The sequence below is a fragment of the Shewanella pneumatophori genome, assembly GCF_023283895.1.
Lineage (GTDB): Bacteria > Pseudomonadota > Gammaproteobacteria > Enterobacterales > Shewanellaceae > Shewanella > Shewanella pneumatophori.
The window spans coordinates 135997-159447 of the sequence record NZ_JAKILB010000008.1 but is presented as its reverse complement, the minus strand read 5'-3'; the positions used below and the strand labels follow the sequence as shown (position 1 = coordinate 159447).

The window sequence follows — 23451 nt, the reverse complement described above, 5'->3', positions numbered from 1 at the left end:
ATGCTATCGGCAGCATGATTAATTACTTTAGGCTTATTTTACATTCTTACTTCAACTTGGCCAACGGCTGTGACTTGTGCATCAAGGCTTTTATGAGAGTGGCTGTTCTTAATTCTAATTTTATCGCCGACGTTGCCATCATGAAGGGCTTCACCGACGGTTTTAATGACAAAGTTATCTGAGCGGGCATAAATAGAAACGCTATCACCTTTACAGATAATACATAGTTGGTTTTCAAATATTGGCTGCCCTGGTACCACTCGCCTTTTAAGTCTAGCACCTACCACTTCAGACAAATCTTCAAATTGGTGGCCGCGTAAGCTAGTTTGATCTATGTACTCTATTGCTAGATCGCTCTCAGAGAGTAAATCACCTGGTCCCATTGTCGATTTAGCCACAACTACGGGGTAAAGGATATCAGCTCTAACTGATAGGAATATTTGCCAAGGGTAACTTAAGTCTGGGCTATTACAGCTGATTTTGACGGTGTTAGTGCGCTTGATTTCACGATTGCTGGCAATTTCAGCTGTGATTGGTGGGTAGCAGTTTGGCAGATTGACTCGGGTATCGAGGCTTTGTGGAGTGATCTGAATTTTTGCTTTTTCAGGCGCTTGAATTTTTTCTTCAACAGCAGCTATAGCTAATCGAGATAAGGTCGATATAGAAGGGATACTTGCTGGCTCGACTGCATATGTACGAGCAGATAACAAAATCGCGATTAAAACTAGCCCAAAGTACAAATTCCTAATGAATGCAATTGCTTGATTAGCTAGAATGCTTCTGTATGGTGTAGTTTTTTGGGCAGCAGTCATTGTTATCCTTATGTATTGTGAGCGTCATTAGATTGTCGTGCTCGCTCAATTCACCATCATTAAGCAAGTTGTGTGCCGAATACTGCAGTAGCAAATATTGACCTGAATAACAGAGTAACGGTGTATTTGCGTAACATTATCAAATGAAACAGATATAAACCTATATAAATAGGTAACAAGGCAAAAAATTGTATGTCGAATATTCTTGAATCAGTAAACAAACGAACTCAATTGGTTGGGCAAAATCGCTTAGAGTTATTGTTATTTAAGCTTAATGGACGCCAACGATTCGGCATTAACGTGTTTAAAGTAAAAGAAGTGCTGCAGTGCCCGCCCTTAACTAACTTGCCGAAGCTCAATTCTAAAGTTCGTGGCGTAGCGCATGTCCGCGGCATGACTATTTCGGTAATTGATTTAAGTGCGGCAACAGGTGGCCGCCCAATTGAGAACCTCGAAAACAGTTTTATTATTATTTCTGAGTATAACCGCAGTATTCAAGGTTTCTTGGTGAGCTCTGTTGAGCGCATCATTAATATGAATTGGGAAGCGATTATGCCACCACCTCAGGGAGCGGGTAAATTTTCTTACCTAACTGCGGTGACAGAAATTGATAACGAATTGGTTGAGATTTTAGATGTTGAGAAAATCCTTGATGAGATCTCTCCTGTAAACACTAATACCAGTAAAGAGCTTGATGAAGCGTTAACGATTGATCGAGATAAGCATTATCATATTATGGTTATCGATGATTCATCGGTTGCTCGTAAGCAAATTATTCGCGCATTAACCTCACTCGATCTACAAATCGATACAGCTAAAGACGGTAAAGAAGCGCTAGATAAGCTAAGAGCAATTTCTGCTGAACTAGATGATGTTTCAACAGAGATCCCATTGATCATTTCAGATATTGAAATGCCTGAAATGGACGGTTATACCTTAACCGCTGAAATTCGTGATGATCCTAAGCTTAAGAATATAAAAGTGGTACTGCATACTTCATTAAGTGGGGTCTTTAACCAAGCCATGGTGCAAAAGGTTGGCGCTAATGATTTTATCGCTAAATTTAACCCAGATGAATTAGCAGCCGCCGTAAACAAGCACTTAAGTCTGTAATTTCGATTACATAAGGGGAGAGGGCACAGTGGCTGACTTGTGTTTCTTTCCTCGCTAAGGTATAACGCTGCGTTCGTTTTTGGCTATCGCAGATACATCGGCGACTGTGCCAATGCGGTTTATTTTATTTAATTAGGATATAAGCGTGTCAAATAAATCTCTCGCTGAGAATGAGTACAATCAGTTTCGATTATTCTTGGAGCAGCATAGCGGTATTGTGCTGGGAGAAAATAAGCAGTATTTAGTGCGTAGCCGCTTAGCACCATTAATGGGTAAGTATAACTTACCGTCTTTATCTGATGTGGTTAAACACTCAATGAAACCTACTGAACGCCAATTGCGTACAGAGGTGATTGATGCCATGACCACCAACGAAACCTTGTGGTTTCGTGACCGCTATCCTTTCGAGTTATTAAGTAACTCAATTTTGCCAACTTTTAACCGCTTAGGTCGCCCAGTTAAAATATGGTCGGCAGCGTGTTCATCTGGTCAAGAACCTTATTCTTTAGCAATGAGCGTGTTAGAGCATCAGCAGCGCAAACCAGGTAGCTTGCCAAGTAGCGCAAGTATTCTAGCAACGGATTTATCACCATCAATGCTAGAGCGTTGTAAAAATGCTGAATACGACAACTTAGCCCTTGGTCGTGGTTTGTCTGATGAGCGTAAGCGTCAGTTTTTTGATGCGTTACCATCGGGGAATATGGTGGTTAAGGCTAATGTAAAACGATTAGTTAATTTTAGAGCCCATAATTTACTTGAGAGCTACACCTTACTTGGCAAGTTCGACATTATCTTTTGCCGTAATGTATTGATCTATTTCTCTCCAGAGGCAAAGCGGAAGATTTTGCGGCAATTTGCTGCCGCACTTAATCCTAACGGCATATTGTTCTTGGGCGCTTCTGAGTCCATTGCTGGCTTGTCTGATGAATTTGATATGGTGCGCTGTAATCCAGGCATCTATTACCAAAAACGTAGCTAATGAGCGGCTTTAACTAAAATAAACGCGTCTATTATGACGCGTTTTTTGTATCTTGTTTGTCATTTTTTTTATCTGTTCCGTGCTTAACTTTTCGCAATTCCCCTCTAAAAAGTATAAATCCTTTATCCAGTTAGTTTTTTGGCACAAGTATTGCTTTGACTTAGCCATAGAGCTTAGGAGGCAATTTTATGGCGATTAGTTTTGATAAAGCATTAGGCGTTCATCAACACACTTTGGGGATCCGTTCTCAACGTGCTGAAGTCTTATCTTCAAATATAGCTAACGCCGATACGCCAAACTATAAAGCTCGTGATGTTGATTTTGCTAAAGCTATGACCGCAGCGCAGTCAAAACAGTCGGGTTTAACTATGGCTAAAAGTGATAGTAAACATTTTGATTTAGCAGCGCTAAGCCAACAGCATGTGAGTTACCGCGTACCGAATCAACCCGATACAGGTGACGGTAATACTGTGGATATTCAGCAAGAGCAATCAGCGTTTATGCAAAACGCACTTGAGTACCAAATGTCATTAGGGTTTTTAGACGGGAAGTTCTCCGGTATGAAAAAAGCGATTAGAGGCGATTAATTATGAGCTTATTTAATATTTTTAATGTAGCGGGTTCAGGTATGTCAGCTCAGTCTGTGCGTCTGAATACCACAGCCAGTAATATTGCTAACGCTGATTCAGTCTCAAGTAGTGTTGGAGAGACATACCGTGCCCGTCATCCGATTTTTGAAGCTGAGATGAGCAAAGCACAGCAACATCAAAGTGCGTCTGCATCTGTTGCAGTAAAGGGCATTGTTGAAAGCGACTTGCCACTTAATAAAGAATTTGCGCCAGACCATCCAATGGCCGACACAGATGGCTTTATTTACAAGCCAAATGTCAATGTCATGGAGGAGATGGCGAATATGATCTCGGCTTCTCGCTCTTATCAAATGAACGTACAAGTCACTGAAGCGGCGAAATCAATGCTTCAGCAGACCCTTAGAATAGGCAAATAAACTCAGTGAAAGCTGGAGGTAAATTTTGAGCCTTATTAATCCGCTTGGCGGAACATCGGCAGCGCCTGGGGCAACCCAAGTTGGTGGGATCTCTCCTCAGAGTAATCCTATTTCGCCGCAAACAGCCCAAACAACGCAAAGTAATGTGGCTGCAGCGACCAATACTGAACAAACAATGACAGGTAACCCATTTCTTGACGGATTGCGCTTACCTGAAGAAAGCGCAGTACCGGAGCCCAACAATCAAGAGTTGACTCAAGAAGACTTCTTTGCGCTTTTGAGTCAGCAGTTATCGATGCAGGATCCATTTAAACCGGTTGAAAACGATCAGATGATCCAGCAGATGGCATCGTTTTCAACGGTAGATGGTATTACTAAGTTGAACGAAGAGATTGTTAACCTTAATGCGTTAACCAGCTCTAGTCAGGCGTTGCAAGCATCGGGTCTTGTTGGTCAAAAGGTGCTTATTCCATCAGATACTGCGCATATCTCTGCAGAAGATACCAGTATGAAGGGCATCATTAGTACGCCTGAACCAGTCGACTCAATCACGGTGCGTATTGAAGATGAAAAAGGTCAGCTTGTTGACACTTACACCGTTGATGGCAGCGCGGGTGGCAACATTGATGTTAGCTGGGACGGTTTAGATAAGAACGGCGAGCCAGTTGCTGAGGGTAATTACACCTTTAAAGCCAGCGGTAAAGTTGATGGTACGAGTGAAGAATTGCCTGTGTCGACTTACGCCCACGTTACTAGCGTTTCGCTAGGTACTGCTGCAACCGGTGCGATTTTGAATCTACGTGGTGTTGGCGGCATTAAGATCAGTGATGTACTCGCTGTATCAGAAACCTAATAGCGAAAAGTTAGCAACATCGTTAGCGGCAAATTAATTACGCAGCGCTGCACAGTGAGCTTGCAACGCTTCAAAATAGAATTACATAAGGACTGGGGTGAATCATGTCATTTAATATTGCATTGAGCGGGATTTCATCAGCGCAAAAAGATCTAAATACAACAGCAAACAATATCGCGAACGTTAATACCACAGGTTTTAAAGAGTCTCGTGCTGAATTTGCTGATGTATATGCCAACTCTATTTTTTCAAATAGTAAAACGGCAGTAGGTGGCGGCGTTACCACAAGTCAAGTTGCCCAGCAGTTCCATCAGGGCAGTATGGCATTTACCAATAACTCGCTTGATATGGCGATTAATGGCGGTGGGTTCTTTGTAACTTCATCAGAAATTGGTTCACAAGATCACTCCTATACTCGTGCCGGTGCATTTAAGTTTGACTCTAATAACTACATTGTAGATTCAGCCGGTAATTACCTACAAACATTCCCTGTTGATAAAGAGGGGAATTCGACTTCAGTGAGTTTAACCACCACTAAGCCAGTGCAAATTCCTGACACTGCAGGTAGCCCAGTTAAAACTGACAATGTTGGGATTCAGATGAACCTGAATGCCGGTGAGGGCACACTCGATCCTGCAGCGTTTGACCCGGATGACCCAGAAACCTTTAACAACTCTACCTCTGTAACGATTTATGACTCACTCGGTGAGCCACATATTTTAACCTCATACTTTGTTCGCCCACCTAATGCGGCTCATAACAATGAGAGTAACTGGGTAGCGTTTTATGCAGTTGACGGTAAACCTGTTGATGTTGATCCGGCATCTGGTGAATACGCAACAGATACCACAGGTGATGGTATTGCTGACTCAACCGCTAAAGCTGAAAACGCCGCGGGCTGGAAAGGCGCAGCTGTGTCATTTAATGCTACTGGTGGTTATGAAGGCAGCGACCCTGCGGTTATTACAACCGAAGCCTTAGGTGTTGGTGGCGCTAATGTATTAGGCCCTGGCGCAGATGGCAGCCAAAAATTAACCCTAAACTTTAATAATCCAACGCAGTTCGCTTCACCATTTGAAGTGACAGAGCTAACTCAAGACGGTACCACAGTTGGTCGTCTAACCAACGTTGAAGTGGGTGCAGACGGTCTTATTAACGCAAGTTACAGTAATGGCTCAACTGTGCCTTTAGCCCGTGTAGCTTTGGTTGGTTTTGCTAACGAGCAAGGACTAACACAAGCGGGTAATACCTCTTGGAAAGCCAGTTTAGATTCTGGCCCAGCATTAGCGGGCGAGGCGAATAGCGGCACTTTTGGTAGTATTCGTTCATCAGCACTAGAGCAATCGAACGTGGACTTGACCACTGAGCTGGTGGATTTGATTTCTGCGCAGCGTAATTTCCAGGCTAACTCTCGTACTCTTGAAGTGAATAATACCTTGCAGCAATCTATCCTGCAGATCCGTTAATCTTTAACGGCAAGTAACGAAAAACACGTTGCCGCAAAGGCAACGTGTTTCCTCTTTCTATCGCTTTTGAGCTTATAAAATATTTAATAAGCACCTCAGACTAATCTCACCTTGCTTAAATCTTAATTTACTCATAAACACTCTTTGGCACGATGTTTGCTTCGATATTGTTTAGACGGAAGTTTGACGGAGTGTTAGGTGGACAAATTGCTCTATGTCGCGATGAGCGGCGCAAAACAGAATATGAATTCATTGGCTGTCAGTGCCAATAATTTGGCCAATGCGAATACTGATGGCTTTAAGGCTGATCTCGCTCAAGCGCGCTCTATGCAGGCCTTTGGTGAAGGCTTACCTACACGTGTTTTTTCAATGACTGAAACTCCGTCTGCTAATTTTGCTAGTGGTCCAATTAAAACGACTGGCCGTGATTTAGATATTGCAGTTAAGGGTGATGGCTGGATTGCTGTGCAAGCTGAAAATGGCGGTGAAGCTTATACCCGCTCAGGCAGCTTACGCTTTGATAATACTGGCGTGCTGCGTAATGACAGAGGCACGGCTGTAATGGGCGACAATGGCCCAATTGTGTTGCCGCTGCCAATTGAAAAAGTTGAGATCTCCAAAGACGGCATAGTGTCAGTTCGTCCATCTGGCGCCACAGCTGAAGTGATTGAAGAGGTTGCTCGGATCAAACTGGTTAATCCGGGTAATCAAAACCTAATGCGTGGAGAAGACGGTTTGTTTCGTCTTATGTCTGGTGAGAATGCACCAGCCGATCCTAGCGTTGGGTTATTAAGCGGGGCTGTTGAAGGCAGTAACGTTAATGCAGTACATGAAATGGTATCTATGATTGACCTGCAACGTCAGTTCGAGATGCAAGTGAAAATGATGAAAACCGCAGAAGAGAACGACCGCGCGTCTTCTGCCTTAATGCGCATAAGCTAGGAGAGATACTATGCATCCCGCTTTATGGATAAGTAAGACTGGTTTAGACGCTCAGCAAACCGATATTTCAGTTATTTCAAATAACGTAGCTAACGCTAGTACTGTAGGTTTTAAGAAAAGCCGCGCAGTATTTGAAGATTTGCTTTATCAAAACGTTAATCAAGCTGGTGGCATTAGCGCATCCAATACTAAGTTACCTAACGGTTTAAGTATTGGTGCGGGTACTAAAGTAGTAGCCACCCAAGAGATGTTCACTCAAGGCAATATGCTGACTACTGATAACTCATTAGATTTAATGGTTGAAGGGCCAGGATTTTTTGAGGTGCAATTACCAGATGGTACAGCAGCCTATACCCGTAATGGTCAGTTTAGCTTAGACGATACAGGGCAGATAGTGACCCCTGGATCGGGTTATGTGGTTCAGCCTGCGATTACGATTCCTGATGATGCAACAAGCATTACGGTTTCAGCAGAAGGTGAAGTGTCAGTGAAAACACCGGGTAACGCTGAAAACCAAGTTGTTGGTCAACTAGCTATCTCTGACTTTATTAATCCATCAGGACTCGATCCTATGGGGCAAAACCTTTATCTAGAAACCGGTGCCAGTGGCACACCTATTCAAGGCACTGCCTCGCTTGATGGTATGGGCGCTATTCGTCAAGGCGCGCTTGAAACCTCAAACGTTAACGTGACCGAAGAGCTTGTTAATTTGATTGAAAGTCAGCGTATTTATGAGATGAACTCAAAAGTTATCTCGGCCGTTGACCAGATGTTGTCTTACGTAAACCAGAATCTTTAAGCATTTTTAAGAGGCTTTAACTATGAAGCATTTGTTGGTGTTTGCCTTGATTGCGGTGGTCTCTGGTTGTAACTCAACCAACGGAAAACCAATTGCTGACGATCCTTACTATGCGCCTGTTTATCCAGAAGCGCCGCCGACTAAAATCGCAGCCACGGGCTCTATGTATCAAGATAGCCAAGCGTCTAGCCTGTATTCAGACATTAAAGCGCTTAAAGTCGGCGACATTATTACTGTGTATTTAATGGAGCAAACTCAGGCGAAAAAGAGTGCTAACAACGAGATCTCTAAAGGTACCGACCTGTCACTTGATCCCATTTATGCAGGTGGCGGCAATGTGACTATTGGCGGTAACCCTATTGATTTGCGCTACAAAGACAGCATGAACACTAAGCGTGAGTCTGATGCTGACCAAAGTAATAGCTTATCTGGCAGTATTTCTGCCAACGTAATGCAAGTGCTGAATAACGGTAACTTAGTTATTCGTGGTGAGAAATGGATCAGTATTAATAATGGCGATGAGTTTGTGCGTATCACAGGTATTGTGCGCGCCCAAGACATCCGCCCTGATAACACCATTGACTCGCAACGAGTTGCCAATGCCCGTATTCAATACAGTGGTACAGGTACATTTGCTGAAGTGCAAAAAGTGGGTTGGCTAGCTTCGTTCTTTATGGGTAGCTGGTGGCCATTCTAGGCGTTAGCAACGCGCTAGAGTTAAGGATTTAGGATGATGAAATTCAAATTGGTTTTGCTATGTATGGTGGTGGCTTTATCAGCTTTTACATTGAGTACGCCGGTAAAAGCGCAGCGCATTAAAGACATCGCCAACGTACAAGGGGTGCGTAGTAACCAACTTATTGGTTATGGTTTAGTGGTTGGTTTGCCGGGTACTGGTGAAAAGACTCGTTATACTCAGCAAACCTTTAAAACCATGTTGAAAAACTTTGGTATTAACTTGCCAGATAATTTTCAACCTAAGATTAAAAACGTCGCGGTAGTCGCTGTGAGCGCTGATATGCCACCGTTTATTAAGCCGGGTCAAACCTTAGACGTCACCGTATCAAGCCTTGGTGAAGCCAAAAGTTTACGAGGCGGCACTTTGCTACAAACTTTCTTAAAAGGTGTCGACGGTAATGTGTACGCAATTGCTCAAGGTAGCATGGTAGTTAGTGGTTTTAGTGCTGAAGGTATGGACGGATCTAAGGTGATTCAAAACACCCCAACCGTTGGCCGTATTCCCAATGGTGCGATTATTGAGCGTACTGTGGCAACGCCATTTTCAACCGGCGACCACTTAACCTTTAACTTACGTCGTGCTGACTTTTCTACAGCAAAACGTTTAGCTGATGCGATTAACGATCTACTTGGCCCTGGCATGGCAAGACCACTTGATGCGGCTTCTGTGCAGGTGAGTGCGCCGCGTGATGTATCCCAACGGGTATCGTTTTTAGCCACACTTGAAAATATTGAAGTAGAACCTGCATCTGAGTCTGCAAAAGTCATTGTTAATTCTCGTACTGGTACGATTGTTGTTGGCCAGAACGTCAAATTATTGCCAGCAGCAGTCACTCATGGTGGCTTAACTGTGACGATTGCTGAAGCGACTCAGGTTTCTCAGCCAAACCCATTTGGTAACGGTCAAACTGTGGTCACTACCGACAGCACAGTTGATGTGGCAGAACAAGATAGCCGCATGTTTATGTTTAACCCTGGAACCACGCTAGACGAGCTAGTTCGTGCGGTTAACTTGGTCGGTGCGGCGCCTTCAGATGTACTTGCTATTCTAGAAGCGTTAAAGATGGCAGGAGCTTTGCATGGTGAACTGATAATTATCTAAATATTGTCAGTTTTATTGGAAAGGTGTCATGGAAAAGCTGTCGAACGCATCGCAATTTCTGGATCTTGGAGGCTTGGACTCATTAAGATCCAGAGCACAAAAAGATGAAACCAGTGCGTTAAAAGAAGTTGCTCAGCAGTTTGAAGGGATCTTCGTGCAAATGCTGATGCAAAGCATGCGTGACGCTAATGCTGTCTTTGAATCAGACAGTCCTATGAATAGCCAGTACACCAAGTTTTATGAACAGATGCATGATCAGCAGATGTCGGTAAACTTGTCAGGTGAGGGCATGTTAGGTTTAGCTGATCTTATGGTGCAACAGCTTGACCCTGCTAACAGCCCAATGACGCCAGCCTCTGTATTGCGTGGTGATATCAATGCAGGCTCTAAAGCAGCGGCATTAACCATGGATTCTGCCGATGTAATGCAGATGCCAGCATCGCGCACTGTCAATTCAAATAATATGGCTGCAGAAGTCGGCTTAATGACTGCTGCCAGTAAAGCCACTACGCAGCAAGTTAATCTGCCAAATAATCCAGTTACAGCGGGCTCGAATCAAGCCGTGGCTGCTAATAACGGTTTATTTTCAGCAAAACAGACAGATACCTTAGATTCATTGTTAAGTGGCAAAGTATTGCCGTCAGCGGCAGTCGATGCTGATAAGTCTCAGGCCAATTTCACTAGCCAGCAAGAGTTTGTTTCACGTTTGTATCCTCATGCTGAAAAAGCGGCAAAAGATCTAGGCACTACACCAGAAGTTCTGATTGCTCAGTCTGCACTTGAGACTGGCTGGGGGCAAAAAATGGTTAAGGGCCAGCAAGGTCAGCAAAGTAACAACTTATTCAATATTAAAGCCGATAGTCGTTGGCAGGGGGATCATGCCTCTGTTAACACGCTGGAATACGAGCAAGGTATCGCTGTTAAACAACGCGCGAATTTCCGAGTGTATGAGGATATTGGTCAAAGCTTTAATGACTTTGTTGATTTTGTAGGTAATGGCGAGCGCTACCAAGACGCACTTAAACAAGCTGCAAACCCACAAGCTTTTATTCGCTCTTTGCAAGAAGCGGGTTATGCAACCGATCCGAAATACGCAGATAAAGTTATTCAAGTAATGCAAACCATTACTCGAGATTTTAAAGATGTCTTACAAGGGGTTAAATAATGCAAACACAAATTGTTCATCCTCTTGATTTAGGGAGTCAGTAATTATGTCTTTAGATTTAATGAATATCGCTCGTACGGGCGTACTGGCTTCGCAGTCACAACTTGCCATAACCAGTAATAATATTGCTAACGCAAACACTGCTGGTTATAACCGCCAAGTTGTTTCGCAATCGACTCTTGACTCTCAGCGTGTCGGTAATGATTTTTATGGTGCAGGTACTTATGTATCTGACGTTAAGCGCGTGTATAACGACTATGCAGCGCGCGAGTTGCGCATCGGCTCAACCGCTGTGAGTGAGTCGCAAACAACGTTCACTAAAATGAGCGAACTTGATCAGCTGTTTTCACAGTTAGGTAAAGCGGTACCCCAAGGATTAAATGACTTCTTCGCGAGCATGAATGCATTAGCTGATATTCCTGATGATATCGGCATGCGTGATTCTTTCCTTACTAGTGCTAAGCAGCTAGCAAGCAGCGTCAATCAAATGCAAAGTCATCTTGATGGCCAGATGACTCAAACTAACGATCAAATCTCTGCAGTGACAGATCGTATCAATGAGATAAGTACTGAACTTGGCAACATCAACCGTGAGCTAATGAAGTCTCAAGGCCAAGACATGCAGTTACTCGATAAGCAAGATGCGCTTATTTTGGAACTTAGCGAGTATGGTTCGGTTAACGTTGTACCTTTAGAGTCTGGTGCTAAAAGTGTCATGCTTGGCGGCTCTGTAATGCTAGTTTCTGGCGAAATGTCAATGCAATTGGGTACATCTCAAGGCGATCCTTACCCAAATGAATTGCAGATCACCGCACAATCAGGTGGTCAGAGTATGACGATTGACGCATCCAAGATGGGCGGGCAGTTAGGTGCATTAGTTAATTATCGTGACGATACATTGATCCCATCACAAATGGAATTAGGGCAGTTTGCGCTGGGCATTAGTGATGCATTTAATCAAGCGCAGGCACAAGGCATAGATTTAAATGGTCAGGTTGGCGCTAACATCTTTACTGATATAAATGATCCAGCAATGCAAATAGGTCGTGTTGGCGCATTATCAACTAATACTGGTACAGCGGCGCTAAGTGTCAATATTGACAGTGTGGGCGATCTAACGGGTAGCAGTTATGAGCTTAAATTTATCGCTCCTGCTACCTACGAATTAAAAGATTCCGTCAGCGGCAATGTTACGCCGCTTACGCTAAACGGAAATAAGCTTGAAGGCGCTGATGGTTTTAGCATCAATATTAATGCTGGCACAATGGCATCGGGCGACACGTTTGAAATTAGACCGACAGCAGGCGCAGCATCTTCACTTTCTGTTGCAATGACAGATCCTAAAGGAATCGCTGCTGCTTCGGCAAAAATTACCGCTGATGTAAGCAATTCAGGAAATACAGAAGTCAAACTCGTGAGTATTGATGATCGCAATGCGGCTAACTTCCCTATAAAGGGAGCTGAGCTTACATTTGAAATTGATCCCTCTGCAACGCCGCCGACTTACGAAGTGTTTGATGTTGACGGCACATCGCTAGGTGCAGCCGCGCCTTATACACCGCCAAGTATTAGTAGTCATGGTTTTACTATTGAAGTTGATTCTACAGCCGCTTCTAAAGAACGTTTCACTTTTGATTTGTCTTTTGCTGAAGGTGATAACAGCAATATGGTCAATATGGCAAAGCTCAATGAAGCCAAATTGATGAATGGCGGTAAAACCACATTAAGTGATGTATTTGAAGATACGACATTGTCAGTTGGTAGTAAGGCAAAATCGGCAGAGATTTCAGTTGGATCTGCTGAAGCAATTTATAACCAAGCGTATACCCGTATTCAAAGTGTTTCTGGGGTAAACCTTGATGAAGAAGCTGCTAATTTAATGCGTTTTCAGCAATCCTATCAGGCATCTGCACGCATCATGACCACGGCCAATGAGATATTTAACACACTATTTAGCTCACTGCGTTAATTCAGTTAACGACGAGAGCAAGGATTAGGAACTAACACCATGCGAATTTCAACCGCACAAATGTTTCACCAAAATATTAATAGTGTGACTAATAAGCAGTCGCAAACCAGCCAAATCATTGAGCAGTTATCAACTGGTAAACGAGTCAATACTGCCGGTGATGATCCTGTTGCTGCAGCTGGCATAGGTAATCTCAACCAACAAAACGCAGTGGTTGATCAATTCATCAAGAATATTGATTACGCCAAAAACCGCTTATCAATTACTGAAAGTAAATTAGGTAGCGCGTCAACGTTAGCGAGCAGCGCGAGAGAACAAGTGCTTAGGGCGGTAAACGGCACATTGACTGACAGTGATCGGCAAACTGTTGCCGATGAACTGCGCGGCACCTTAGATGAATTGATGGCAATTGCTAATAGTAAGGATGAATCGGGCAATTATCTGTTTGGTGGTTTTAATACCGGTAGCCAGCCTTTTGAATTCGACGCCAGCGGTAATGCAATTTACAAAGGTGATAGTGGCGTAAGAGAAACGGTTGTGGCATCGGGCACCACAATCGGCGCCAATATTCCTGGTGATCAGGCTTTTATGAATGCAGCTAATGGCTTAGGCGATTACAGCGTCAATTATTTGGCCGGTCAAACAGGTGAATTCTCAGTTGAAAGCGCCAAAGTGACAGATCCTGCGACACATATGCCAGATACCTTCACATTTACCATGGTCGGTAACGATCTAGAAGTCAGAGATTCGTCAAATACAGTAGTAACAACTGTACCGGCGTTTGATCCTAACAATCCGGTATCGTTTAACGGTATGGAAGTTAAATTAGATGGCAAGCCCGCTGCCGGAGACTCATTTTCGCTGGAACACAAGCCAGAAGTGAGTTTGCTCGATACCATCAATAGTGCAATAGCACTAATTGAAGATCCAAATATGGTTAATACCCCGGCTGGTAAATCAGAGTTGGCACAGATGTTGAATAATATCGATAGTGGTATGAATCAATTGGATGTTGCTCGAGGCTCGGCTGGTAATAGTTTAAAAAGCTTAGACAGTTACGCCGCAACCCATGAAGAAGAAAAGATTGTGAATAACTCGGCTCTATCTATGTTGGAAGATTTAGATTACGCCGAGGCGATAACGCAATTGGAGCAACAGCAACAAGCTCTTAGTGCCGCATCAAGCGTTTTTACTAAGGTCGGTACAGTGTCATTGTTTGATTATATTTAAGCTCGGCACGCCACCTAAATAATTAGAATTCAAATTAACCGAAATTAGCCAAGCCTGAAGTCTTGGCGGTAACTTTAGATAAGGGAAATCACAATGGCTATTACCGTTAATACCAACGTTACATCAATGAAAGCACAAAAGAACCTCAATATGTCAAGCCAAGGCTTATCGACATCAATGGAGCGTTTATCGAGTGGTCTTCGCATTAACAGCGCGAAAGACGATGCTGCAGGTCTAGCAATTTCTAACCGTCTTGATTCACAGGTTCGTGGTCTAGATGTGGGTATGCGTAACGCCAATGATGCGATTTCAATTGCGCAAATTGCTGAAGGTGCAATGCAAGAGCAGACAAATATGCTGCAACGTATGCGTGACTTAACGATTCAGGCATCTAACGGTGCAAACAACAGTGATGACCTTGCCGCGATTAAGAAAGAGATCGATGCACTGTCAACTGAGATCACCTCAATTGGTAACAGTACTGCTTTTGGTAATACGAAATTGTTGAATGGTGGTTTTTCAGCTGGTAAAAACTTCCAAGTAGGCCACCAGGCGAAAGAAGATATTGAAGTAACAGTTAAAACGTCAAATGCTACATCTCTGTCGGTAGGCGCTTTAACGCTAGCAACTTCTGCAGCTCGTCAGTCGGCAATGGGTAAAATTGATGCTGCAATCAAAACCATTGACACTCAGCGCGCAGACTTGGGTGCGGTGCAAAACCGTTTAGCACATAACATCAGTAATAGCGCCAACACGCAAGCTAACGTTGCCGATGCTAAAAGCCGTATTGTAGATGTGGACTTCGCTAAAGAAACTGCTGCAATGACTAAGAATCAGGTATTGCAACAAACAGGTAGCTCTATGCTTGCTCAAGCTAACCAATTACCACAAGTTGCCTTGTCATTACTTGGTTAATTGATAGCATCATTTAAACTAACTAGCTTATTTTAATCGGGCTAAGTTAGTTTCAAATAAAAATCCATATTGACTGTTAACACAGTAAATATGGATTTTTTAGTTTGGTTTGATAGTTTTAATTATTGATAGTTTTAATTATTGATATTATTAGTTTTTATATATTATTTTATAAAAACATTATTTTTTTTGAAAAAAGTACTAAAGATTAAAAAATGGCAGCCGTTAAAGTTACTGTAACCCAATAGACCCGCCTGGCGTAAATAGACAGGCAAGTTTTAAAGCCAGGTATTAAAGAGGAAACAAATTATGGCTATTACAGTAAATACAAACGTGACTTCTATGAAAGCGCAAAAGAACTTGAACTCTTCAAGCCAAGGTTTGGCTACCTCTATGGAGCGTCTATCAAGTGGTCTTCGCATTAACAGTGCAAAAGACGATGCTGCGGGTCTAGCAATTTCTAACCGTCTAGATTCACAGGTTCGTGGTCTAGATGTAGGTATGCGTAACGCTAACGACGCTATCTCAATTGCACAAATTTCAGAAGGTGCGATGCAGGAGCAAACAAACATGCTTCAGCGTATGCGTGACCTAACAATCCAGGCATCTAACGGTGCAAACAATAGTGATGACTTAGGTGCGATTAAGAAAGAAATTGACGCACTAGCAACAGAAATTACTTCAATCGGTACAACTACCGCATTTGGTAATACTAAGCTAATGACTGGTACTTTCTCGGCTGGTAAAAACTTCCAAGTAGGTCACCAGGCTAAAGAAGACATTACTGTTAAAGTTAAAAAGACTGACGCGACTTCATTGTCAGTTGGTGGTCTAACACTTGCAACCTCTGCAGCTCGTCAATCAGCATTAGGCAAAATTGATGCGGCAATCAAGACTATTGATACGCAACGCGCTGATTTGGGTGCGGTACAAAACCGTCTAGCACACAACATCAGCAACAGTGCTAACACGCAAGCAAACGTTGCCGATGCTAAGAGCCGTATCGTTGATGTGGATTTCGCTAAAGAAACATCAGCAATGACTAAGAACCAAGTACTACAACAAACTGGTTCTGCGATGCTTGCTCAGGCTAACCAATTACCACAAGTTGCATTATCTCTTCTTTAATCGGGATTCTCGTTAAGAGTATTTACCGCTAAAGTAGCAGTTTAAAGGGAGATTCATGACGAATCTCCCTTTATTGTTTATAAACCTTGACGTAATGAATAGAGGTATACGTCCTAGATTGAATAGTTACCGAGGTGATGTATGACAATGGATGTGAATTTCACGAGTGCTGCCAATCCTATTGCTGTTAAGCAAGAATTAAACAGTACTTCTACAGAAGTCGACTCAGTTGATAAAGCCGTTCTGATTAACGAGCCGAGTGACACAGAAAAATCGTCACAATCTAAGGATGGTGAAGAGAAAGCTGCAGATATGCATGAAGTCGCAAATGAACTTAATGATATGATATCGCTGATGCGCAAAGGGCTGGCTTTTAAAGTCGATGAGCAGTCTGGGCAAAGTATTGTCAGTGTATTGGATGTGGACTCGGGTGATGTTATTAGACAAATCCCTAATGAAGAAGCATTAGAATTAGCACAAAAACTTGCAGAAGTGGCGGGATCTTTGCTTAAGACTGAAGCATAGGTTGAGCGTCAAAAATAACTTATTTTGTCTAGGGGGCAAAAATGGCATTAACAGCAACCGGTATCGGTTCCGGCTTAGATATCAACACTATTGTTGGCGTATTAGTTGATGCCGAAAAAGTACCTAAAGAAGCGATTTTTGATAAAACAGAGGCGACGATTGAAGCCAAAGTGTCGGCAATGGGGACTCTCAAAAGCCAATTATCTACGTTTCAGGAAGCCCTCGAAAAGCTAAGCGATCCTGCCGCGCTAAATATTCGTAAAGTATCGACTGGTGACAACGATTATTTTACTGCGACAGCAGACAAAAACGCTCAATCTGGCAGTTACCAGATCCAAGTAGAGCAACTTGCTGCGGCCCATAAACTGGCAGGTAAAAATGTTGCAGATGCGAAAGCTGGCGTAGGTCAAGGCACGTTAGATCTAGAAGTTAACGGCAAAGCTTTCTCTGTTGATATTGAGGCCGGCGACTCTTTAGACGCTATCGCTAAGAAAGTTAATGAGTCTGCAGATAATTCTGGCATTACCGCAACCGTGATTAAAAGTGATGGTGGTAGTCGTCTAGTCTTTAGCTCTGATGAAACCGGTACTGATAATCAAGTTAGCATTACAGCAACAGATGCAGTCGGTTCTGGCTCTGGGCTAAACGATATGTTTGGCTCTGGCAGTTTAGAAACCTTACAAGCAGCGCAAGACGCTGTGCTGCACATTGATGGGCAAAAGGTTACCTCACAAAGTAATGATGTTGAAAATGCCATTGCTGGTGTGACCCTGTCTTTGACTGATGCGGACCTTGCTAAGACTTCAACTTTAAAGATTGAGCAAGATAACGAAGCGGTTAAAGAAAACGTTAAAGGGTTTGTTGACGCATATAACACCCTCGTGGAGTCGATCAGTAGTTTATCTAAGTATGATGCTGAGAAAGAAGAGTCTGCAGCGCTGCAAGGTGACTCAATGCTGCGTTCGATTGAATCACAGATGCGCAATATGATCAGTAATCGTGTTGATGTCGACGGTGAAACGATCGCTTTATACGATATCGGCATTGAAACCGACCGCTATGGCAAAATGTCTATCAATGATGAGAAACTCGATAAAGTTATTGCTGAAGATATGGGCGCTGTTGAAGGTTTATTCGCAACACCAGAGAAAGGTATTGCAGCAAGCCTAGATAACCTAGTAGAAGGTTACGTCAAATCTGGTGGCTTAATCGATAGCCGTGATAACGCCTTAACCAATGATAAACAACGCCTTGATGATCAACGTGAAGCTTTCAGCTTAAAAATGGAGATGTTAGAGGCACGTTTATTTAAGCAGTTTAATGCGATGGATTTAATTGTTGGCCAGTTAAACCAGCAAAGTGCGGGGTTAGCTGACAGACTGAATTCATTACCTGGTGTAATTGGCTCATAACTGCGATTAGTCTAGTCAGATTTTTAAGGAGTTCGTGTGGATTTAACGCCTTTACATCAACTGAATGATGAATTAGATGCGCTTTTAGATAAGTTAAATCTAGTGCCAGCAGAAGATGAGTCTACCGATGAGTTGGTATTATATTTGCAGGAGTTAGTTGGCAAGCGTCAAAGTTTACTTGTTAATGCTTTTGAAAATGCAACAGCAGCAGATGCTGTTGAACTGAAAAAGCAAATTACGCTGAGTCAGTCATTCGAGGCCAAGGCCAATATGATTAAGGCGCATAGACAGTCTCTGTTACATGCAGGGCGTAAAAGTAAGCGGCAATTAAATATGTACAAGACTATAGATTCTAACAGGTAGGTTTTTAATGAGAAGCTCTCTTCAGTCATATCGCAAGGTTTCATTAGATAGTGAGATTTCAGTTGCATCTCCACATCGTATAGTTCAAATGATGTTTGATGGCGCACTTCAGCGCATAGCTCAAAGTCGCTATGCCATTGAGAATAATGACTTAGCTAACAAAGGTGTGTTTATAGGAAAAGCGATTGGCATTATTACCGGTTTAAATAATAGTTTGAACATGGAAGCTGGTGGAGACATAGCTAAGAACCTTAGCGATTTATATGACTTTATGTTGCGTAGGATCTCTGAAGCTAACTTGAATAATGACGTTCAAGCATTAGATGATGTAAGTGATATTCTTAGAACAATTAAAGAAGGCTGGGACGCAATTCCGCCTGAGCAACACCACATTGATTCACACGCGAGTGCGATATAAAAGTAACTAAAAAGGGAGGTTTAATAGCCTCCTTTTTGTCATCTGTCAAAAAGGTGACAAACAGCCACCATTGGTGAAGACTTTTTAAGCGAAAAACAAGTGAGTTTCTCATAAAGCTCATCAGGGGCTTGCTTATGGCGGGCTGATAATACACTATTCCTATCGGTAGTTAATTTTAAAAGCATTTTTGACAACTGCCCGCTTAAAAAATAAGCTTGAAAAAAGCAACCAACACTAATAATTAATGCGCTGAAATATTTGAGCCTAACGGCCTTCGGAATGATGCAAACAGATCAACGAATTCTACTGGTCGGTAACCAGTCTGAGCGAATTAATCGCTTGTCATGTGTATTTGAATTTTTAGGTGAGCAAGTTGAGTTAATCGATTTCGATAAACTTGACGTTTACACTAAGCAGACGCGCTTTCGTGCGATTGTTTTGCCGTCTGAAAATCAAACTCCAGAACTCATTCAGTCATTGACTGGTGCGCTTCCGTGGCAGCCTATATTACTGCTTGGTGATGCTAGCGAAGTCAAAGCGTCTAATGTGCTCGGTATTATTGAGGAGCCATTAAACTATCCGCAATTGACCGAGTTACTTCATTTTTGCCAAGTTTATGGCCAAGTTAAGCGCCCTGAAACGCCAACGAGTGCTAATCAAACTAAACTGTTTAGAAGCTTAGTTGGCCGCAGTGAAGGTATCGCCAATGTGCGTCACTTGATTAATCAAGTGGCAAGCTCTGAAGCGACAGTATTAATCTTGGGGCAATCAGGTACAGGTAAAGAGGTAGTCGCTCGAAATATTCATTATATTTCAGATCGCCGCGACGGACCTTTTATCCCAGTAAACTGTGGTGCAATTCCTCCCGAATTATTAGAAAGTGAACTCTTTGGCCATGAGAAAGGCTCTTTTACAGGCGCAATTAGTGCCCGTAAAGGTCGCTTTGAATTAGCTGAAAAGGGCACTTTATTCCTTGATGAAATTGGTGATATGCCATTGCAGATGCAAGTAAAATTATTACGTGTATTGCAAGAGCGCATGTTTGAGCGTGTTGGTGGCAGTAAATCCATTGCCGCTGATGTGCGAGTTGTTGCTGCAACTCATAGAGATCTAGAGAGCATGATCGAGCAAGGTGAGTTCAGGGAAGATCTGTATTACAGACTTAATGTATTCCCAATTGAAATGCCAGCTTTATGTGAACGTAAAGAAGACATCCCGTTATTATTACAAGAGCTTGTTAGTCGAGTTTATAACGAAGGGCGTGGTCGAGTTCGATTCACTCAGCGTGCAATTGAATCGTTAAAAGAACATGCTTGGTCTGGTAACGTTCGTGAACTCTCTAACTTGGTTGAACGTCTAACCATCCTTTATCCGGGCGGATTAGTTGATGTAAACGACTTACCAATAAAGTACCGACATATTGATGTGCCTGAGTACTGTGTTGAGATCAGCGAAGAGCAGCAAGAGCGAGATGCATTAGCATCTATCTTCAATGATGAAGAGCCAATTGAGATCCCTGAAACACGTTTCCCAAGTGAGTTACCACCAGAGGGTGTTAACCTAAAAGATCTGTTGGCAGAGCTTGAAATTGATATGATTCGACAAGCATTGGATCAACAAGATAATGTGGTCGCACGCGCAGCAGAGATGCTTGGTATTCGCCGAACAACCTTAGTTGAGAAGATGCGTAAATACGGGTTAAGCAAAGATTAGTTAGTCGTATTTAACACAAAGAATGAATAAAAGCGGTTATATCCTAGATATAACCGCTTTTTTGTTTATGCGGCATGTTACTAGTCTAATTCTTAAGGTGTTTTTTACCATAGTTATACTTTGGCGTAAAATTTGCTTTAACTCTGGTCAAATGCAGTTTTTTTGACGGAGTCACCATGTCCGCTATTTTGAAGCCACAACTTAATGCCAACGATGTGAAAGCACAATTGCGTCCGCAATTAGTTGATGTGCAACAAGCCGCTAATATGTCCAATCGAATGGATCATATTCTACAGGCGATGCCTTCTGGCGTAGTGATCATTAATGGTGACGGAATCGTGACTGATGCAAATCCTGTCGCAATTGAACTGTTAGGTAGTCCGTTAGAGGGCTTACGTTGGCTACAGATTATTAATCGAGCTTTTTCGCCGCAAGACGATGATGGCCATGAAGTTTCATTGCGCAATGGCCGTCGTGTAAAGCTGGCTATTACCCCCTTAACACCAGAGCCTGGGCAATTAATTGTATTAACAGACTTAACTGAAACACGATTATTGCAGAAAAACCTTTCTCACCTGCAGCGGTTATCGGCCCTTGGAAAAATGGTTGCCACACTTGCGCATCAAGTACGCACCCCATTAAGTGCAGCGCTGTTATACGCATCTAACTTAGCAAGCCCGAAAATATCAGATGACGCGAGAAAGCGTTTTCAAGGTAAGTTAGTCGATAGACTTAATGAGCTAGAACACCAAGTTAACGATATGCTATTGATGGCAAAGGGTCGTCAGCAGCAACTTGATACCATTTTAACAATCGATGAAGTGGTCGATAATGTGTTAAGTAATTGCCAACCGATAGCAGAGCAGAAAAAGTGCGAGTTGATTTTTAATAATGACTCGAAACAAAAAATCCGCGCTAACGATGCCGCCCTGTGTTCCGCAATCAATAATCTGGTAATGAATAGCATGGAGGCAGGCGCTAACAAAGTTATTCTGCACGCTTTTGATACTGGCACAGCACTGCATCTTGATGTGATTGATAATGGCAAAGGCTTAGATGTTGAAATGCAGCACAAAGTACTCGAGCCATTTTTTACTACTAAGTCGCAAGGTACTGGTTTAGGTTTAGCGGTAGTGCAGTCAGTGGTTAATAATCACGGCGGCCGAATGCAGTTTAGTTGTCATCAAGGTAACGGATGCACAGCATCATTAAAATTCCCCTTAATTTTAAAAAGTAGTGAAATCCAGCACGGAGAGACAGCACATGTCTGAAGGTAAGTTATTGTTAGTTGAAGATGATGCTTCATTACGTGAAGCACTGCTCGATACCTTAATGCTGGCTCATTACGAATGTGTTGATGTGTCTTGTGCTGAAGATGCAATAGTGGCGTTAAAATCAGAGCGCTTTGACATGGTTATAAGTGACGTGCAGATGGACGGCATAGGGGGGATTGGTTTACTGAATCACCTGCAACAATACTATCCTAAAATCCCCGTTTTACTGATGACAGCTTATGCAACCATAGATAATGCAGTGAATGCGATGAAGCTTGGGGCGGTTGATTATTTATCTAAGCCATTCTCACCTGAAGTGTTACTCAATCAGGTATCGCGTTACATGCCTGCCAAAAGTATTGAGGGAACGCCCGTTGTTGCAGATGAAAAAAGCTTAGCCTTGTTATCACTTGCCCAAAGAGTCGCTGCGTCTGATGCATCTGTAATGATTATGGGTCCTAGTGGCAGTGGTAAAGAGGTGTTAGCCCGTTATATCCATCAACATAGTCAGCGTTCAGGTGAGCCCTTTGTGGCGATAAACTGCGCTGCTATTCCTGAGAACATGCTTGAAGCGACCCTATTTGGTTATGAAAAAGGTGCATTCACCGGTGCATTTCAGGCCTGTCCCGGTAAGTTTGAGCAAGCTCAAGGCGGCACGTTGCTGCTTGATGAGATCTCAGAGATGGAAGTGGGGTTACAAGCTAAGTTACTGCGAGTGCTGCAAGAGCGTGAAGTTGAGCGCTTAGGTGGCCGTAAAACGATTAAGTTAAATGTGCGCGTATTAGCAACGTCAAACCGTGACTTAAAAGCGATGGCAACATCAGGCGAGTTCCGTGAAGATCTCTATTACCGAATTAATGTATTTCCGTTAACTTGGCCAGCGCTTAATCAGCGTCCTGCGGATATTTTACCGTTAGCAAGACATTTACTGCAAAGGCATGCTGCTATTGCTAATCGCAATGAAGTGCCTGAGTTTAGTGAATGCGCATGTCGACGTTTGTTAGTGCATCGCTGGCCTGGTAATGTTCGTGAACTCGATAATGTCGTGCAGCGGGCATTGATTTTATGCCTCAGCAATGAAATCACCGCTGCAGATATTATTATTGATTCGCTAGAACTGGATTTTAGCACTGAATTACCTGCGTCAGATAACTCAAAGCCTGCAGAACTTGATGGCTTAGGTGGGGAGCTTAAAGCCCAAGAACATGTGATTATTCTGGAAACCTTATCCCAATGTAACGGTAGCCGTAAATTGGTTGCCGAAAAGCTGGGGATTAGCGCTAGAACCTTACGTTATAAAATGGCAAAAATGCGCGATTTAGGCATTCAAATACCCGCTTAGGTAGGGCGTGACTCTAAAATTACGATTTAATAGACTGTCTACAATAGCAGTATGGTGCAGGTGGCTTACCTGCTCCATACTTGTAATGTTTAGATTATTACTATAGCCACTGCGGCTATCTACATGCAAAATCTGCTATTTTTCTTGCTTACCTACCTGTTTTTACTTCGAATAAAATATTGGCAAG

General features: G+C 42.9%; 23 protein-coding genes. 22 read left to right on the top strand and 1 reads right to left on the bottom strand.

Annotation, left to right across the window (positions count from 1 at the left end):
• Positions 1–38: 38 nt before the first annotated feature.
• The gene (gene flgA / locus L2740_RS14005; RefSeq protein WP_248950765.1) at positions 39–812 is read right to left on the bottom strand and encodes a flagellar basal body P-ring formation chaperone FlgA; all 774 of its coding nucleotides are present in this window, start codon (positions 810–812) and stop codon (positions 39–41) included.
• Positions 813–1004: 192 nt separating this feature from the next.
• On the opposite strand from flgA, the gene L2740_RS14000 reads away from it, so the two are divergent.
• The 22 genes from L2740_RS14000 (at position 1005) to L2740_RS13895 (ending at position 23264) form a co-directional block, all read left to right on the top strand.
• The gene (locus tag L2740_RS14000; RefSeq protein WP_248950764.1) at positions 1005–1925 is read left to right on the top strand and encodes a chemotaxis protein CheV; all 921 of its coding nucleotides are present in this window, start codon (positions 1005–1007) and stop codon (positions 1923–1925) included.
• Between the two features lie 139 nt (positions 1926–2064).
• Entirely contained in the window at positions 2065–2904 is an 840-nt protein-coding gene (locus tag L2740_RS13995) for a CheR family methyltransferase (protein ID WP_248950836.1), read from the top strand.
• 188 nt (positions 2905–3092) lie between these two features.
• The gene (flgB, locus tag L2740_RS13990) at positions 3093–3491 is read left to right on the top strand and encodes a flagellar basal body rod protein FlgB (protein ID WP_248468642.1); all 399 of its coding nucleotides are present in this window, start codon (positions 3093–3095) and stop codon (positions 3489–3491) included.
• Positions 3492–3493: 2 nt separating this feature from the next.
• A complete protein-coding gene (flgC, locus tag L2740_RS13985) occupies positions 3494–3910 on the top strand; it encodes a flagellar basal body rod protein FlgC (protein WP_028768665.1) in 417 nt (138 codons plus the stop codon).
• Positions 3911–3998: 88 nt separating this feature from the next.
• A complete protein-coding gene (gene flgD, locus L2740_RS13980) occupies positions 3999–4763 on the top strand; it encodes a flagellar hook assembly protein FlgD (protein WP_420833534.1) in 765 nt (254 codons plus the stop codon).
• Positions 4764–4867: 104 nt separating this feature from the next.
• Entirely contained in the window at positions 4868–6229 is a 1362-nt protein-coding gene (gene flgE / locus L2740_RS13975) for a flagellar hook protein FlgE (RefSeq protein WP_248950763.1), read from the top strand.
• Positions 6230–6427: 198 nt separating this feature from the next.
• A complete protein-coding gene (gene flgF, locus L2740_RS13970; protein WP_248950762.1) occupies positions 6428–7171 on the top strand; it encodes a flagellar basal-body rod protein FlgF in 744 nt (247 codons plus the stop codon).
• A gap of 10 nt (positions 7172–7181) precedes the next feature.
• Complete coding sequence (flgG, locus tag L2740_RS13965) at positions 7182–7970, top strand: flagellar basal-body rod protein FlgG (RefSeq protein WP_248468639.1); 789 nt, start codon at positions 7182–7184, stop codon at positions 7968–7970.
• A gap of 22 nt (positions 7971–7992) precedes the next feature.
• Positions 7993–8667: a flagellar basal body L-ring protein FlgH gene (gene flgH / locus L2740_RS13960; protein ID WP_248950761.1), complete on the top strand. Its 675-nt coding sequence runs from the start codon at positions 7993–7995 to the stop codon at positions 8665–8667.
• A 36-nt stretch (positions 8668–8703) separates the two neighbouring features.
• Complete coding sequence (locus tag L2740_RS13955; RefSeq protein WP_248950834.1) at positions 8704–9810, top strand: flagellar basal body P-ring protein FlgI; 1107 nt, start codon at positions 8704–8706, stop codon at positions 9808–9810.
• 28 nt (positions 9811–9838) lie between these two features.
• A complete protein-coding gene (gene flgJ, locus L2740_RS13950) occupies positions 9839–10975 on the top strand; it encodes a flagellar assembly peptidoglycan hydrolase FlgJ (RefSeq protein WP_248950760.1) in 1137 nt (378 codons plus the stop codon).
• Positions 10976–11021: 46 nt separating this feature from the next.
• Entirely contained in the window at positions 11022–12944 is a 1923-nt protein-coding gene (gene flgK / locus L2740_RS13945) for a flagellar hook-associated protein FlgK (protein ID WP_248950759.1), read from the top strand.
• 39 nt (positions 12945–12983) lie between these two features.
• On the top strand, positions 12984–14174 hold the full coding sequence (gene flgL / locus L2740_RS13940; protein ID WP_248950758.1) for a flagellar hook-associated protein FlgL: 1191 nt from the start codon (positions 12984–12986) through the stop codon (positions 14172–14174).
• Positions 14175–14267: 93 nt separating this feature from the next.
• Positions 14268–15089, top strand: a complete 822-nt coding sequence (locus L2740_RS13935) for a flagellin N-terminal helical domain-containing protein (protein ID WP_248950757.1) — start codon at positions 14268–14270, stop codon at positions 15087–15089.
• A gap of 309 nt (positions 15090–15398) precedes the next feature.
• Positions 15399–16217 carry a flagellin N-terminal helical domain-containing protein gene (locus tag L2740_RS13930; RefSeq protein ID WP_248950756.1) on the top strand — a complete coding sequence of 273 codons (819 nt, stop codon included), beginning with the start codon at positions 15399–15401 and terminating at the stop codon, positions 16215–16217.
• 147 nt (positions 16218–16364) lie between these two features.
• Positions 16365–16742 (top strand): flagellar protein FlaG, encoded by a 378-nt coding sequence (locus tag L2740_RS13925; RefSeq protein ID WP_248950755.1) that lies wholly within the window; start codon positions 16365–16367, stop codon positions 16740–16742.
• Between the two features lie 41 nt (positions 16743–16783).
• Positions 16784–18154, top strand: a complete 1371-nt coding sequence (fliD, locus tag L2740_RS13920; protein ID WP_248950754.1) for a flagellar filament capping protein FliD — start codon at positions 16784–16786, stop codon at positions 18152–18154.
• A 36-nt stretch (positions 18155–18190) separates the two neighbouring features.
• Positions 18191–18517, top strand: a complete 327-nt coding sequence (locus tag L2740_RS13915) for a hypothetical protein (RefSeq protein ID WP_248950753.1) — start codon at positions 18191–18193, stop codon at positions 18515–18517.
• Between the two features lie 7 nt (positions 18518–18524).
• Positions 18525–18935, top strand: coding sequence for a flagellar export chaperone FliS (fliS, locus tag L2740_RS13910; protein WP_248950752.1), 411 nt, complete (start codon positions 18525–18527; stop codon positions 18933–18935).
• A 279-nt stretch (positions 18936–19214) separates the two neighbouring features.
• Positions 19215–20648 carry a sigma-54 dependent transcriptional regulator gene (locus L2740_RS13905; RefSeq protein WP_275974246.1) on the top strand — a complete coding sequence of 478 codons (1434 nt, stop codon included), beginning with the start codon at positions 19215–19217 and terminating at the stop codon, positions 20646–20648.
• 176 nt (positions 20649–20824) lie between these two features.
• Positions 20825–21919: a sensor histidine kinase gene (locus tag L2740_RS13900; protein WP_248950751.1), complete on the top strand. Its 1095-nt coding sequence runs from the start codon at positions 20825–20827 to the stop codon at positions 21917–21919.
• A complete protein-coding gene (locus tag L2740_RS13895) occupies positions 21912–23264 on the top strand; it encodes a sigma-54-dependent transcriptional regulator (protein WP_248950750.1) in 1353 nt (450 codons plus the stop codon). The genes L2740_RS13900 and L2740_RS13895 overlap by 8 nt, the downstream gene beginning before the upstream one ends.
• Positions 23265–23451 lie beyond the last annotated feature (187 nt).

What these genes read in the sequence shown, in the direction of transcription:
- flgA (WP_248950765.1), bottom strand. Translation starts at nt 812, where the DNA reads ATGACTGCTGCCCAAAAAACTACACCATACAGAAGCATTCTAGCTAAT.
- L2740_RS14000 (WP_248950764.1), top strand. Translation starts at nt 1,005, where the DNA reads ATGTCGAATATTCTTGAATCAGTAAACAAACGAACTCAATTGGTTGGG.
- flgB (WP_248468642.1), top strand. Translation starts at nt 3,093, where the DNA reads ATGGCGATTAGTTTTGATAAAGCATTAGGCGTTCATCAACACACTTTG.
- flgC (WP_028768665.1), top strand. Translation starts at nt 3,494, where the DNA reads ATGAGCTTATTTAATATTTTTAATGTAGCGGGTTCAGGTATGTCAGCT.
- flgE (WP_248950763.1), top strand. Translation starts at nt 4,868, where the DNA reads ATGTCATTTAATATTGCATTGAGCGGGATTTCATCAGCGCAAAAAGAT.
- flgG (WP_248468639.1), top strand. Translation starts at nt 7,182, where the DNA reads ATGCATCCCGCTTTATGGATAAGTAAGACTGGTTTAGACGCTCAGCAA.
- flgH (WP_248950761.1), top strand. Translation starts at nt 7,993, where the DNA reads ATGAAGCATTTGTTGGTGTTTGCCTTGATTGCGGTGGTCTCTGGTTGT.
- L2740_RS13955 (WP_248950834.1), top strand. Translation starts at nt 8,704, where the DNA reads ATGAAATTCAAATTGGTTTTGCTATGTATGGTGGTGGCTTTATCAGCT.
- flgJ (WP_248950760.1), top strand. Translation starts at nt 9,839, where the DNA reads ATGGAAAAGCTGTCGAACGCATCGCAATTTCTGGATCTTGGAGGCTTG.
- flgK (WP_248950759.1), top strand. Translation starts at nt 11,022, where the DNA reads ATGTCTTTAGATTTAATGAATATCGCTCGTACGGGCGTACTGGCTTCG.
- flgL (WP_248950758.1), top strand. Translation starts at nt 12,984, where the DNA reads ATGCGAATTTCAACCGCACAAATGTTTCACCAAAATATTAATAGTGTG.
- L2740_RS13935 (WP_248950757.1), top strand. Translation starts at nt 14,268, where the DNA reads ATGGCTATTACCGTTAATACCAACGTTACATCAATGAAAGCACAAAAG.
- L2740_RS13930 (WP_248950756.1), top strand. Translation starts at nt 15,399, where the DNA reads ATGGCTATTACAGTAAATACAAACGTGACTTCTATGAAAGCGCAAAAG.
- L2740_RS13925 (WP_248950755.1), top strand. Translation starts at nt 16,365, where the DNA reads ATGGATGTGAATTTCACGAGTGCTGCCAATCCTATTGCTGTTAAGCAA.
- fliD (WP_248950754.1), top strand. Translation starts at nt 16,784, where the DNA reads ATGGCATTAACAGCAACCGGTATCGGTTCCGGCTTAGATATCAACACT.
- fliS (WP_248950752.1), top strand. Translation starts at nt 18,525, where the DNA reads ATGAGAAGCTCTCTTCAGTCATATCGCAAGGTTTCATTAGATAGTGAG.
- L2740_RS13905 (WP_275974246.1), top strand. Translation starts at nt 19,215, where the DNA reads ATGATGCAAACAGATCAACGAATTCTACTGGTCGGTAACCAGTCTGAG.
- L2740_RS13900 (WP_248950751.1), top strand. Translation starts at nt 20,825, where the DNA reads ATGTCCGCTATTTTGAAGCCACAACTTAATGCCAACGATGTGAAAGCA.
- L2740_RS13895 (WP_248950750.1), top strand. Translation starts at nt 21,912, where the DNA reads ATGTCTGAAGGTAAGTTATTGTTAGTTGAAGATGATGCTTCATTACGT.